The sequence below is a fragment of the Actinosynnema sp. NPDC053489 genome, assembly GCF_044544865.1.
In the GTDB taxonomy this organism is placed as follows: domain Bacteria; phylum Actinomycetota; class Actinomycetes; order Mycobacteriales; family Pseudonocardiaceae; genus Actinosynnema.
Map to the genome: position 1 here is coordinate 127,504 of NZ_JBITXT010000013.1, position 13,312 is coordinate 140,815.

Annotated in this window: 12 protein-coding genes; 2 read left to right on the forward strand and 10 right to left on the reverse strand. The window is 73.8% G+C overall.

Features of this window, described 5'->3' with window-relative positions:
* Window position 1 precedes the first annotated feature (1 nt).
* Complete coding sequence (locus tag ACIGNX_RS27230; protein WP_396543547.1) at window positions 2-1,672, forward strand: protein kinase; 1,671 nt, start codon at window positions 2-4, stop codon at window positions 1,670-1,672.
* A gap of 56 nt (window positions 1,673-1,728) precedes the next feature.
* Here ACIGNX_RS27230 and ACIGNX_RS27235 read toward each other — a convergent pair whose 3' ends face one another.
* Entirely contained in the window at window positions 1,729-2,304 is a 576-nt protein-coding gene (locus ACIGNX_RS27235; RefSeq protein ID WP_396543548.1) for a TetR/AcrR family transcriptional regulator, read from the reverse strand.
* An 81-nt stretch (window positions 2,305-2,385) separates the two neighbouring features.
* Between ACIGNX_RS27235 and ACIGNX_RS27240 the strand changes: the two genes are divergently transcribed.
* Entirely contained in the window at window positions 2,386-3,477 is a 1,092-nt protein-coding gene (locus ACIGNX_RS27240; RefSeq protein WP_396543549.1) for an FAD-dependent oxidoreductase, read from the forward strand.
* Window positions 3,478-3,685: 208 nt separating this feature from the next.
* On the opposite strand, the gene ACIGNX_RS27245 is transcribed toward ACIGNX_RS27240, so the two are convergent.
* From ACIGNX_RS27245 to ACIGNX_RS27285, 9 genes are all read right to left on the reverse strand, one after another.
* Window positions 3,686-4,564 (reverse strand): DUF4082 domain-containing protein, encoded by an 879-nt coding sequence (locus tag ACIGNX_RS27245; protein ID WP_396543550.1) that lies wholly within the window; start codon window positions 4,562-4,564, stop codon window positions 3,686-3,688.
* A gap of 73 nt (window positions 4,565-4,637) precedes the next feature.
* Window positions 4,638-5,276 (reverse strand): hypothetical protein, encoded by a 639-nt coding sequence (locus ACIGNX_RS27250; RefSeq protein WP_396543551.1) that lies wholly within the window; start codon window positions 5,274-5,276, stop codon window positions 4,638-4,640.
* Between the two features lie 11 nt (window positions 5,277-5,287).
* The gene (locus tag ACIGNX_RS27255) at window positions 5,288-5,974 is read right to left on the reverse strand and encodes a hypothetical protein (protein ID WP_396543552.1); all 687 of its coding nucleotides are present in this window, start codon (window positions 5,972-5,974) and stop codon (window positions 5,288-5,290) included.
* Window positions 5,971-7,110 carry a WXG100 family type VII secretion target gene (locus ACIGNX_RS27260; RefSeq protein ID WP_396543553.1) on the reverse strand — a complete coding sequence of 380 codons (1,140 nt, stop codon included), beginning with the start codon at window positions 7,108-7,110 and terminating at the stop codon, window positions 5,971-5,973. The genes ACIGNX_RS27255 and ACIGNX_RS27260 overlap by 4 nt, the downstream gene beginning before the upstream one ends.
* Window positions 7,107-7,433: a hypothetical protein gene (locus tag ACIGNX_RS27265; protein WP_396543554.1), complete on the reverse strand. Its 327-nt coding sequence runs from the start codon at window positions 7,431-7,433 to the stop codon at window positions 7,107-7,109. The genes ACIGNX_RS27260 and ACIGNX_RS27265 overlap by 4 nt, the downstream gene beginning before the upstream one ends.
* Before the next feature lie 10 nt (window positions 7,434-7,443).
* A complete protein-coding gene (locus tag ACIGNX_RS27270; protein ID WP_396543555.1) occupies window positions 7,444-7,962 on the reverse strand; it encodes a YbaB/EbfC family nucleoid-associated protein in 519 nt (172 codons plus the stop codon).
* 117 nt (window positions 7,963-8,079) lie between these two features.
* Window positions 8,080-8,499 (reverse strand): hypothetical protein, encoded by a 420-nt coding sequence (locus ACIGNX_RS27275; RefSeq protein WP_396543556.1) that lies wholly within the window; start codon window positions 8,497-8,499, stop codon window positions 8,080-8,082.
* Window positions 8,499-13,007, reverse strand: a complete 4,509-nt coding sequence (locus ACIGNX_RS27280; protein ID WP_396543557.1) for an RHS repeat-associated core domain-containing protein — start codon at window positions 13,005-13,007, stop codon at window positions 8,499-8,501. Before ACIGNX_RS27280 ends, ACIGNX_RS27275 begins: the two co-directional genes overlap by 1 nt.
* Window positions 13,004-13,309, reverse strand: a complete 306-nt coding sequence (locus ACIGNX_RS27285; RefSeq protein ID WP_396543558.1) for a type VII secretion target — start codon at window positions 13,307-13,309, stop codon at window positions 13,004-13,006. Before ACIGNX_RS27285 ends, ACIGNX_RS27280 begins: the two co-directional genes overlap by 4 nt.
* Between the last annotated feature and the right edge of the window lie 3 nt (window positions 13,310-13,312).

Genomic DNA, 13,312 nt, shown 5'->3' on the forward strand with positions numbered 1-13,312 from the left:
GGTGTCTGAGCGAGAGCACACCGGGCGGATCCTGGACGGCCGGTTCGAGCTGCTGGAGAGACTGGGCAGCGGCGGGATGGGTACGGTCTGGCGGGCCGTCGACCTGGGGCTGCACCGCGAGGTGGCCATCAAGGAGGTCCGCCCGGCCGACGCCGACCAGGTCGAGGCCAACCCCGGCATGGCCGCCCAGCTCCGGGAACGGGTGCTGCGCGAGTCCCGCGCCCTCGCCCGGCTCCAGCACCCGAACGTCGTGTCGATCTACCAGATCATCGACTCCCCCGACTCGCCGTACCCGTGGATCGTCATGGAGCTGGTCCGCGGCACGTCGCTCGACGCGCGCCTGGGCCAGGGCCTGCTCAGCCCGGCCGAGGCGGCACGGGTCGGGCGCGACGTGCTGGCGGCGCTGCGCTCGGCCCACTCCGCGGGCGTCTTGCACCGCGACGTGAAGCCCGGCAACGTGCTGCTGCGCACCGACGGCAGCGCCGTGCTCACCGACTTCGGCATCGCCGCGCTGCAGGGTTCGACCCAGCTGACGGCGACCGGCGACGTCATCGGGTCGCCCGAGTACATCGCTCCGGAGCGGCTGCGCGGTGACGAGACGCTCACCGCCTCGGACTTCTGGTCGCTCGCGATGCTGCTGTACGTGGCCGTCGAGGGCCACCACCCGATGCGCCGCGCGACCACGATGGCCACGCTCGCCGCGGTGATGACGGAGCCGGTCCCGCCGCCGCGCCGGGCCGGTCCCCTCGCGCCCGCCCTCAACGCGGCGCTGCGCAACGACCCCGCCGAACGCCCCACCGGCGAGGTGCTGGACCAGATGTTCGCCGCCGCCGAACGCCCCTCGGGACCGTTCCCCGGACCGCCCACCCCGGCCGGGTTCGCCGTCCAGGGACCACTCACGCCGGCGGGTTTCCCCGTGCAGGGGCCACCCACGCCGGCGGGCTTCCCCGCGCAGGGAGCGCCGAGCGGTCCGCAACCGCGGTACGCCCACCGGCAGTCCGGCCCGATGCCGCACCTCCCGGCCCACCCGACCTCGCCGGCGCCCAACCGGGTGCGCGGCATGATCCTCACGCTGGTCGGGATGGCGATCGTCATCACCACCACGGTGCTGGTGGTCCGGCAGACCGACCGCGACGGGTCGTCGAGCGCCAACCCGGGCTCCTCGACCACGGCCCTGACCACCCGGCAGAACGGCAACCCGCCCGCAGTGCCGACGGCGGCGACCGAAGCGGTGAACCTGCTCACCCCCGACGGCGCGCGGAAGGCCGTCGGCGCGCTCACCGAGGCCATGGGCGGCACGAAGGTGTCCGAGCTGACCCTGTGGCCGGACCACGCGTCGGCCGTCGCCCCGACCGCGGCGGTCGCCAACGGGTTCGACGACTTCGAGTACCGGGGCGGCAAGGCGACCCGGAAGGGCGCGGACGGGGTGGACGCCGACCGGGCCGTGCTCGACCTGAACGAGGTGAACTGGGACGCCGTGCCGGCGCTGTCCGAGCGCGCGAACAACGAGCTGGGCGTGCCGCAACCGACCATGCGGTACCTGATCGTGAGCACCGACATCATCGACGGGACGGCGTCGCTGCGCCTGTACCTGGCCGACGACTACGGCGGCGCGTACCTCGAGGCGAACCTGAAGGGCGAGGTCCAGAGCGTCTACTCGCGCAACAAGTGACGCACCCGGCGGCCGGGCGACCGCGCCGCGGTCCACTGGGGCCCGCGTCCCGACACCTACCGCTCCGCCCAGCCCCGGTCGAGGAGGTCGAAGATCGCCTCGACGGCCTCGCGCCGATCCCGCCGGTCGCGGACGAGGGTCGGGACGTCCAGCACGAACCGGGCCAGGGCGCGACACGCGGGGTCGTCGCGGTCCGCCCCGACCTCGTCCGCGATGGCCTCGGCGAGGCTGTCGGTGTGCCGGGTCCACATGCGCTCGGCGTAGGCGCGCAGGTCGGGGCTCGAGTTCACCAGGTCCGAGAACTCGCCCGCCCGGGGGTCTGAGGCGACCGGCAGGAACACGTCGAGCACGTGCCGCCGGAGCGCGTCCAGGACGCCCTGGCCGTCGGTCCGGTCCCGCACCGCGGCGACCAGGGCCGCCTCCCGGTCCCGGTCCTCGTCGAACACCAGCGCCTCCTTGCCGCTGAAGTGCTTGAACACCGTGGTGGTCGACACGTCGGCGGCCTCGGCGACGTCGCGGATGCCCACCCGGTCGTAGCCGTGCCGGAGGAACAACCGCAGCGCCGCGTCGGCGATGGCCTGCCTGGTCGCGGCCTTCTTGCGTTCCCGGCGTCCCACGGGTGCCTCGCTCATGCCGCGATGGTACTCAAAGGTGGCATTGCACACAAAGTTGACTCGTTGCACTTTTGGATCGAGTTTGCTTTTCTGATTGCCATGACCACCACCAGAGTCAGGATCAGCATCGTCGGCGCCGGCCCCGGCGGTCTCACCTGCGCCCGCATCCTGCAGCGGCACGGCGTCGCGGTGACCGTCCACGACCGCGACGCCGGGCCGGACGCCCGTGACCAGGGCGGCTCCCTCGACCTGCGCGAAGGCGACGGCCAGCTCGCCCTGCGCGAAGCGGGCCTGCTGGACCTGTTCCACGCCCACGCCCGCGTCGAGGGCCAGGAGATGCGCGTGCTCGACCGGACCGGCGTGATCCGCGACCACCACGTGCCGGACGCGGACGACCGGTCGAAACCCGAGATCGACCGCGGCCGGCTGCGCGCCCTCCTGCTCGACTCGCTCGAACCCGGCACCGTGCGCTGGGGTCACACCCTGGACCGGGTGACCGGACCGGCCGACGGCCCGCGAACCCTGCACTTCACGAACGGCACGACCACGCGGGCCGACCTGGTCATCGGCGCCGACGGTGCGTTCTCCCGGGTCCGGGCCGCGGTCTCGCCCACCGTGCCGCGGTACACCGGCGTGAGCTTCCTGGAGGCCCGGTTCGACGACGTGGACAACCGGCACGCCGACCTCGCCCGGCTCGTTGGCCCGGGCAGCGCCCACGCGGCCGACGGCACCCGTGCCCTCTTCGCCCAGCGCAACGGCGACAACCACCTCCGCGTCTACGTCATCCGCAGGACGCCTCTGGACGAACCCACCACCACCGACCGCCTGCTGACCGAGTTCGTCGACTGGTCTCCGCTCCTGCGACGGGTGCTGACCGACCACGACGGCCCCCGCGTCAACCGCCCGATCTTCGCCCTGCCGGTGCCGCACACTTGGCCGCACGACCCGACCGTGACCCTGCTCGGCGACGCCGCCCACCTGATGCCCCCGCTGGGCGTGGGCGTCAACCTCGCCATGCTGGACGCCGCCGAACTGGCCCTCGCCCTGGCCGGCTCGGACACCGTCGCCGAAGCCGTCCGCGCTTACGAGGCCACCATGCTGCCGCGCTCGACCGAGGCCGCCGAGCTGCTCGAACACGCCACCGAAGACCTGCTGTCGGCACCGGAACCAGGTGACACGCGTGCGCGATGACGGGGATCTAAGTGGCGCCTGCCGACGCGCCTGACCGACACCGTCCACAGTGGCCGATCCCGCACGACGACCCCGCACCGCATCGGGCCCGCCGGTCGGATGGCCGAACGCACCGGGAGGAGCAGGGCCGACCATGCCCGTTCGTGAGTCGAGCCCGGTGCCGGCGAGTGGCACGACCGCCGCTCGCCGGCGCCGGGCACGTCAACCGTCAGCCGCGGAAGTCGGGGAGGATCCAGTAGGTGCTGTCGTGCCAGCTGTCGGTCGGGAAGCCGCCGCCCACGCCGTAGTGGTAGACGCCCGCCCCGTGCGCGCCGTCGTGCGGGGCGGTGAACGGCGCGTGCACCAGCGTGCCGGTGAAGTAGTTCTCCGTCGTCGCGTAACCGCCCTGCGGCGTGTAGTACGAGACCACGTAATCACGCCCCGGCTCGACCGGGACCGGGGTGGTGAAGAAGACCTCGGCCATCAACCCGGGGTGGTCCCACGGCTGCTCCGCCAGCAGCACGCCGTCCTCCGACCACATGCGCACGGCGATCGGCCCCCGGTACGCGCCGCGCAGCAGGCCCGCGCCCGGGACCACGCCCGGTCGGTCGAACCGCACCCGCACGCCCACCTCGACCGGACCGGTGTCCGGGTCGTCGACGGTCGGCGCGTAGTGCGCGCTCAACTGGCAGCGGTCCGCGCAGGCGACCGGCTGCGGCACGGTCTCGCCGCCGACGTGCACGGTCACCGCGGGCCCCGCCGCGGCGGGTCCGGCCGCGGTCACGGCGCGGGCCGCGATGGTCAGGTCGCCGGCCACCTCCGGGGTGTAGGTGTGCTGCCAGTCGGTGCGCCACCCGGGCAGCACGCGCGCCGGCTCCGCGCTCACCCACGTCGCACCGCCGTCGAACGTCAGCTCGGTGTCGACGATCGCCTCCGGCGTGGCGCTGAACGAGCTGCCGGTGACGAGCAGCGGCAGCCCGACCCCGACGCCGGCCCCGGCCGTGGGCGCGAGGATGGTGGTCGACAGCTCGGGTTGCGCCTGCGCCGGTGGCGCCAGCAGCAGGGTGGCGGCGGCGACCGCCGCGAGCAGCTTCGGTAAACGGGACACGCGTTCCTCCTGGTGCAGCGGGATACACCGGCAAGATCGCGCCGACCCGGCGTTCCGCTACGTCCGCGGGCCCTCAGAGGTTGGCGTGAGCGGTCCGGATCGACTGCTCGGCCTGCGCGTCGCGGAACTCGAAGGTCGAGCCGTCGCTGAACGCGAGGCGCACGAACCACTCCGGTCGGGCCTGGCGCCCCAACGGCACGGCGTGCAGCCGCGCGGTCGTCACCGGCGCCTCCCACCAGGTGACCAACGGCGGGACGTCCGGTGAGGACTGGCCCAGGGTGCGGACTCGGCCCAGCAGACCGCCGGACGCGGGCGCGGCGGGTGCGGTGACCTCGCCGTCCACGACCAGCGCGAGGCGGCGGTTGGTCAGCAGCAGGCGGCACTCGTCGCGGCCGGCGGTGAACAGGCCCGCCCACCGGGCCGCCACCTGGTCGGGGCGCTGGGCGTGCGCCCACGCCCACACCGCCGGGTCGTGCACCCACTCGTCGTTGTGGAACCGCCCTTCCGCGACCGCGCGCGTGGGCAGCGGCCACTCGGGCGCGGGCACCTCCAGGACCGGGCCCGCCCCCGACCCGCGGTGCGGGGCGGTGCGGCTCGCACCGAGGGTGCTGCCCACGTGGCCCTCCGGGTCGACCACCCAGACGACCTGCTCGCCGCTCCCGACCCAGTGCCGCTGGGCGATCTCGCCGACCTTCAGCCTGTTCTTGGGCACGCCGTCGTCCTCTACCGACCGTTGACCAGTGCGAGCAACCGCTGCGCCGACGCCGGTTCGTGCCCACCGACGACGTCGACGCCCGACCCGTCCGCCAGCGAGACCCGCAGCACGTGCACCGTGCCGGGCGTGTAGTCGTAGGGCAGTTCGCGCTCCGCGACGGCGACACCGGTGATCCGCTCGCGCGGCACCTCGACCAGCGGCACGACCGCCGCCGTCTCGACCGGGATGTGCGGCGGGTGCGCGGGTTTGCCGGCGAACGCGTCGCGCGCGCTCTTGGCGAAGCCCCACACCTGCCCCAGCAGCGACTTGTCCGACTCGGAGTCGTCGGCCGGTGGCGGTTCGGGTTCGGTGCGCACCCAGGCCATCCGCCGCGGCGTGAGGACCCACCACGCGGAGGACTGCTCCCGCACGGCCAACCCGGCTCCGGCCGCGACGGTCCCCGCCCCGGGCCCGAACACCACGACCTTCGGTGGCGACTGCCCCTGGTCGCGCGGGCCACCGGCGGTCACGGCGGCGGTCGCGGTGCCCAGCACGCGCAACGCCTTGCCGCCGAACCCGCGTTCCGGCGCGCCCCACCAGTCCAGGCCGCGCACGTCGAAGCCGGAGTTGGTCGTGCCGACGGGCGCGCACAGCAGCACCGGCTCGTCCGGCGCGCACCAGGACTCGCGGAGGGCCAGCACCCCGTCCAGCTTCACCAGGAGAACCCGCGTTCCTCGGCGTCACGCCGTTCCCGCTCGGACGGTGTGCCCTGCGCCGCGTCGTAGGCGGCGTCGGTGCCGAACTTGACGCCACCGTCCACGGCCGCGTCGACACCGGCGCTGAACGCGGCGCCGCCCACCCGCGTCTGGCCGCCGAGCATCCCGGACAGCACGGTCTGGCTGATGTTCGACGCCAGCGCGCCCTCGCCGCTGATGCCCTGCATGAACCGGTTGCCGCTGTTCGAGGCGAGGGTGACGTCGTCGGCCCTGGTGACCACGTTGACCAGCGGGTTCGAGCCGAGGTGGCGGCCGGCGAACTGCTGGGCCATGTTGCCGCCGCGCAGGCCGTTCATCCGCTGGATGACCTGTCGCAGCGGTCCGCGCAGGCGGACCAGCAGCGCCTCCAGCCTCTTCACGATCTTGAACAGCTCCATCTGGAGCTTGGACACCCGCATGGTGATCCGCACGCCGGTGCTGCCGACCTGGACCGTGGTGGTGGCGCCGGCCGCGGCGACCGAACCGCCCGCGGTGATCCAGGAGGCGGCGAGCGCGGCCAGCCACTGCACGATCAGGCCGATGATCAGCTCGGTGAGGACCTGGATCACGAACTCGACGAACATGTCGAACAGGTCCGCGATCATGTCCAGCGTGTCCTTGAGCCCGCGCACGTCCTCGGCGAGCGCGGACACACCACCGCTGAACTCGGTGATCTGCTTGCGGAACGCGTCACCGGCCGCGCCGACCCACAGCCCGCCCGTGGCGTCCGCGCGCTTCCGCTCGGCCTCGGCGACCTCGTCCAGCCACCCGGCGACCTGCTCCCAGCCCTTGCCGGTGGCCCGCATCTGCTCCGGGTCGCCGATCGCCCACTCCGCGAGCTCGATCAACGGGCTCAGCACGATCGAGACCAGGAAGCCCAGGCCGTTGTCCAGCAACGCCTGGCCCGGGCTCGCGAGGGTCTGGAGGAGCTCCATGCGGCCGGAGATGCCGGCGGCGGCCATCTCCGGCGGGCTGGTGGCGTCGGCCAGGTCCTGCAGCGCCCCGATGCCGGAGCTGCCCCGCCCCGCGGCCTGCTCGAACCAGTTCTTCCGATCACCGCCGTTGAGGTCGGCGAACGTGCCCGGTCCCGCGGTCACCGGCCACCGCCCAGGCCGTTGCCGATCTGGGTGAAGCCCTGCGAGAGGCCGTCCTCGACCCCCTGGTAGACCTCGAAGCTCTGCTGCAGCTGCTCACCGGTCTGCTTCAGGAACTCCTGCGCGTCGGTGGCCAGCTTCCGGCACTCCTCGAGGCTGGAGAAGTACCCGCTGCTCAGGCCGACGGCGTCACCGATCGGGCCGAAGCACTGGTCGTCGACCCTGGCCTGCTCCAACAGGCCGGCCAGCGCGCCGAACTTCTCGGCGAGGCTGTCGCTGCCGTTCGCGAAGGCCGTCAACGCCTCCGGCATCACCTGGAAAGTCACCCGTTCCCCCTCAGCGCAGATAGGTGCTCGGCGGTTCGTCGTCGTCTTCGACCGCCGGACGCGGCGGGTGGTTCCGCGGCATCGCGGGGGGTTGCCCGTGCGGCGGTGCCGGCGGACCGGCCGCCGGCGCGGGCGGAGGGGGCATCCGCGACGGAGGAGCGGGCGGTGGCGGTGCGGACGGCATGATCGGCTCCACCCCGGACGCCGCCATGCCGCGCTTGAACTCCTCCAGCCGGTCGCCCAGGATCGGCGCGACCGCGGCGTCGAGCTGCTGGGCGGCGTTCTGCGTGGCCATCCGGATCGCGTCCAGGATCTCCTGCTGCAACGCCACGTGCGACCGGGCCATCGCGCCGGGGCCGAGCTGGAGCCCCAGGACCGCGCCGGACGGCGCCGCGGTCACCGTGACCGACCCGTCCCGGTTGCGACCCACCCCGCGCAGGTTCTGCATGGCCTGCTGCAACTCGCCGGCCTTGGCCGCCTGCTCCTGGAACGACCGCATCATGTCCTGCAGCCGCTGCTGCCGGTCCACCACCGCACCTACCCCCACTGCCGACCCGATCGTGCGGGCCCACGCTACGGCAAACGCCGGTACCGCGTACCGCGAACGGTGCGATCGGGGCCCGACCGCGGGCCGCGCGGGCCGGGGTCAGCCGACGACGAGCCAGACGGCGTACTCCTCGGTGGTGACGCCGAGGACCGCGCTCCCGTCGGCCGAGGCGGTGACGAACTCGGGCTCGTCGGGGTTGGCCGTCAGGTGGCGGGCCAGGCGGGTGTGGTCGGTGAGGCGGACGGCGGTCCACGGCGCGGTGAACGCGCCGGGGCCGGGCGGGCTGATCAGGAAGGTCCCGTCCTCGGCCAGCACGCCGTGCCGCCGCGCCAGCTCGCGCCACTCCGCGTCGACCCGGGCGTCGACGTCGGCGGTGTCGTCCGGGACCTCGACCTCGGGTCGGGCGGCGCCGGAGACGACCCGGCGCCACGCCTCCGCCGGCGCCAGGTCGCCCGCGAGGTCGCGGGTGCCGAGGACTTCCAGGCCCGCGGCGGTGAGCATCGCCGTGCGGTCGACCATCAGGTCCCCTCCGGGTAGTAGTAGTGGTGCTTGCCGTCGACCTGACCGTACCGCTCGAACTCCGAGCTGCCGCCCCAGCCGAAGTCGACGCCGTCGCGGGCCGGGTCGCCCTTGGGCTGCCCGGCGTGGAAGTGCGGTTGCGGCGCCCTCGGGTCGTTGGTGTGCTCGGCGATGACGCGCGAGCCGTCCGGGGTCTCGAACTGCGAGTAGTTGCCGTGCGCGCCCGGGTCCTCCGAGTACCGGTAGCCCGGCTCGCCCCGCCGCGCCGGGTCGCCGCCGACCTCCCAGCGGGCGTCGGGCTCCGTGCCGCGGGGGATGCCCGCCCGGTCGTACGCGGCGTCCAGGGCCTCCTGGCGGCTGTTGAAGTTCCGGTTGTCGATGCACTTCTCGAGCCCGAGCGGGTCGGTCCACCCCATCGGGTTGAACACGTAGGCGTACGGGTTGGGCGACGGGGCCAACCCGAGCGGGTCGGCGCTGGCGTACCGGGCGGTCGACGGGTCGTAGTAGCGGTGGTGGTTGTAGTGCAGGCCGGTTTCCGGGTCGTGGTACTGGCCGGGGAACCGCAGCGGGCAGGTGACGGGACCGGTGCGGGTGGCGCCGGCGCCCCAGATGCCCGGTCGGGCGTGCCAGGCGACCGCACCGCTGGTGTCGACCAACTCGGTCGGCGTGCCCACCACGTCGGTCACGATGGCGTAGAAGCGGGCGTCCACCTCGTCCTGGTCGAGCTGGCTGACCGCGCGGAACGTGCCCGGCTGCCACTCCCACACCGTGCTGGAGCCGGTGCTGTGCCGCTGCTCGGCGAGCACCGGGCCGTCCCAGGCGAAGCGCACCGACTCGGCCACCGACCCGTCGGGCGCGAGCCGGTCCTTGGCCACGCGGCGGCCCAGCGGGTCGTAGCGGTAGCGCCAGCGGACGCCGTCCGGGGTGACGGCCTCGACCAGCCGGTCCTCGCTCGACCAGGTGAAGAGCCACTGCCGGACCTTGCCGGACAGCGTGCGGCTGCGCCGGGCCACCACCCGGCCCTGCGCGTCGTGCTCGAAGACCGCGGCGCCCGCCCGCCGGACCCGCCCGCCGGCGAACTCCCGCACGCCGACCAGCGGCGCGTCCTGCTCGTCGGCGGGCCACTGCCCGGCGGTGACGTTGCCCGCGGCGTCGTAGGCGTACCGCTCGCTCCACTGTGGACCGTCGACCGAGGTGACCCGGCCCGCCGGGTCGAGCGAGTACTCCCGGATCCCGCTGAGCTGGTCGATGATCCTGCTGACGTACCCGTCACCGCGGTAGTTGTAGGAACGGCGCTGGACCAGGCCGGTGGTGCCCGGCCCGGTGACCGCCTGTGCCCGCAGCCAGTGGTTGGCGTCCCACGTCTGGGTGAGAACGGCGGCGTCGGCGAGCGTCCGCTCGACCTCGCGCCCGGCCGCGTCGTACCGGAACCGCAGGGAGTGCCCCGCGGTGTGCAGTTCGACCGGGGCGCCGGCGCGGTCGTAGACCCACCGGCTCTCCGCGCCGGACGGCGTGCGGCGGGACAGCCTGCGCCCGACCCGGTCGTAGGTGGAGACGACGGACTCGCCGTCGATCGTCTCCCGGAGGACCCGCCCGAGCGGGTCGCGCTCGATGACCAGGTGGGTGCTGTCGTTGCGGGCCTCCAGCACGCGGCCCGCGCTGTCCCGGCGGAACACCGCGGTGGAGTCGGGGCCGCTCTGCTCCACGACGTGCCCCATCGCGTCGCGCGCGATCCGCACGGTCTGCCCCGCCCCGTTGGTCCGGGAGACGACCCGGCCGGCGGCGTCGTGGGCGTAGTGGACCTCGCGCCCGGCGAAGTCGGTCTCGCGCACCAGCCTGCCCGCGGGGTCGTGGTGGTAGCGCCACGTCTCGCCGTTGGCGTTGGTGACCGCGGTCAACCGCAGGTTGGTGTCGTAGGCGAAGGCGACCCGGGCGCCGTCCGGCCCGGTCTCGCCGACGATCATGTCGAACGGGCCGTACTCCATGCGGCTCGACTGGCCGAGCGCGTCGACGTGCTCGACCAGGTTGCCCTCGCCGTCGTAGCGGAAGCGCTCGGCGGTGCCGTCCGGGAAGGTGCGGTGGGCGAGCTTGCCCTCGACGGTCCAGAGCGCTCGCGTCGTCCCGCCGACCGGGTCGTGGACGGCGACCACCCGGCCGAAGCCGTCGCGCTCGTAGCGGGTGGTCGCGCCGGTGGGCGAGGTGACCTCGACGGGGAGCCCGGCGGCGTCGCACCGGACGCGGCGCGTGCCGCCCTCGGCGTCGGTCACCTCGGAGAGCCCGCCGTGCTCGTCGTAGGCGTAGCGGGTGGTCGCGCCCGTCGGGTCGGTCGCGGCCAGCAACCGGCCCGCGTCGTCGTAGGACCAGGTCCACTCGTGGCCGTCGGTGTCGAGGATGCGGGTCGGCTGACCGCCGGCGTCGAACTCGGCCGTCGACCGGTACCCGTCGGGGCGGATCACCTCGCCGAGGTTGCCGTCGTCGTCATACCGGTACGCGTGGACCGCGCCCAGCGCGTCGACCCGGCGCACCGGGCGGTCGAACGCGTCCCACTCGGTGCGGACCGCGTTGCCCAGCGGGTCGACCTCGGCGACGATCTGCCTGCGGTCGTTGAGGTGGAACGTGGTGGAGTGGCCCAGCGAGTCGGTGAAGACGGTCCGGTCCGGCAGGTAGTCGAACGTGCCGTCGAGGAACCCGTTGCTGCCCACGTTGCGCACGCAGCGGCCCTGCTCGTCGTACACGTAGCGGTACCAGCTGCCGTTGCGGTCCTGCCAGCCCGTGATCCGCCCGGCGGCGTCGTAGTCGTACACCAGGGCGGCGCCCGAGGAGTTCCGGACGGCGACCAGGTTGCGCGCGTCGTCGTACCCGTACCCCGCGACCACTGTGGCGCCCTCGTCGCCGACGACCTGCAGCGTGCGCGCGAGCCCGTCCGCGACCAGCACCGCCACGTGGTAGCCACCGGAGTGGCGCAGGTCGATCCGGTCGGCGGACCGCAGCACCTCGACGCGCTGCCCGGACAGGTGGCTCAGCGCCGTCAACGGGATGTCGGGGCCCGTGCCGTCGAAGTGGCGGGTGACCCCGGTGCCCGGTTCGGTCACGGCGTAGCCGGACGGCGTGCGGCGCAACGGCAGGCGCGGGCCCACGACCGGCAGGACCGGGTCGCCGGAGGGCTCGGGGTAGACCAGGCGCATCCCGTCCTCGGCGACGTAGACCACGCCGAGCGGGTCGACCTCCACCCGTTGGTCGAGCGTCGAGGCCCAGCTCCGGCCGAACAGCCTGCCCGCGCGGTAGCCGGACACGTGGACCCTGCGCAGGACGAGTTGGAGCACCCCGGGCAGCGACAGGTCGGTCTTGGCGATGACCATCTCGCCGGTGGCCACGTCGATCGGGTCGTTGACGCAGCGGCGCTGGTCCTCCGGCGTCCGGCTGGTCTCCGGGTCGGCCGGCCTGCTGGGCGCCGGCTGGTCGGGGGAGGTCGAGGTGCCCGGCTTGCCGGAGCCGGGCTGCGTGCTGCCCGACGGCGAGGTTCCCGACGGCGTGGTGCTCCCGTTCGGCGAGACGTCCGGGCTGGTGCCACTCGGCGACGTCGTGCCGGACGGGGAGGTGGTGCCGCTCGGCGACGTCGTGCCGGACGGGGAAGTGGTGCCGGAGGGTGAGGTGGTGCCGGAGGGGCTGGTGGTGCCGTCGGGTCCCTTGACGGTCGGGGCGTCGGGTGCGCCGGGGCCGGCGGGGCCGTGCGGGGTGTGGGGCGTGCCGGGACCGTCGGCGCGGCGGCCGAGCTTGCCCAGCTTCTCCATGATCTCGCCGAGCTTGTCCAGGACCTTGCGGATGCGCGGGGTGACGTTGCCGATCGTCTTGACCAGCTTGCGCACCAGGTCCGAGATCCGGTTGCACACCTTGGCGATGGTCGAGGTGGCCTGCGCGACGATCACCGGCGTCGCCAGGCCCAGGGTCGCCACCGCCTCCAACGCCCACGTGATCAGCTTGCCGACCACCTCGGCCACCAGGTCCCGGATGATCTCCCGAACCGCCGCGACGACCTCGCCCATCACCATCACGCCGGTACCGATCCCGTCGGCCAGCGTGGCCGCCCCCGCGATCGCGTCCGCCGTCCGCGCCGCATGCCCCCGATACGCCTCGGCCGCCGCGCCCCGCCACCCCGGCGCGTCCTGCGTCCCCAACTCCTGGGCGACCCGGCCGACCTCCGCCGCCACGTTGGACCACGTCTCGCTGAACGACCGGATCACCGGCGGATCACCGGCGAACCAGTCCAACGCCTCCTTCAGCGGCTGCACGTGCTCGATCAACCACCCCACCCCGTAGGAGGCCACCGTGCCCACCGGGTCCAGCACCATCGACAGCACTTCCAGCCCGACACCGACACCCCCCAGCCCGGCCTCGACCCAACTGCCATCGGAGATACCGCTCGCCAGATCGCTCGCCGACTCGGCGATGCCGATGCCAGTGACCGCGGTCGTGTCGCTCTTCGCCGTCGCGACCAGGGGATTGCTCACCGGTTCATCCCGTCGAACCGCGCCGCCTCACCGGACTCTTGCGCGTCATAGGCCCGCGAGGTCTCCCGCAGGCCCGCCGCGTTGTCCGCCACCGTCTCCGCCGCCCTGGTCAACGCCTGCACCCCCATCTCCTCGAACGGCTGCAACAACATCGCGAACGGTTGGCACACCACCCCGTAGGCGGAATCGTTCATCGCCACCGTCCGCGCCGCGTCCGCCGCCGTGCGCAACCGCTCCGCCAGGCCCTCCACCCGCCCGGCCAACGCCCCGATCTCACCGGTAACAGCCTCGTACCCCGCCATCAC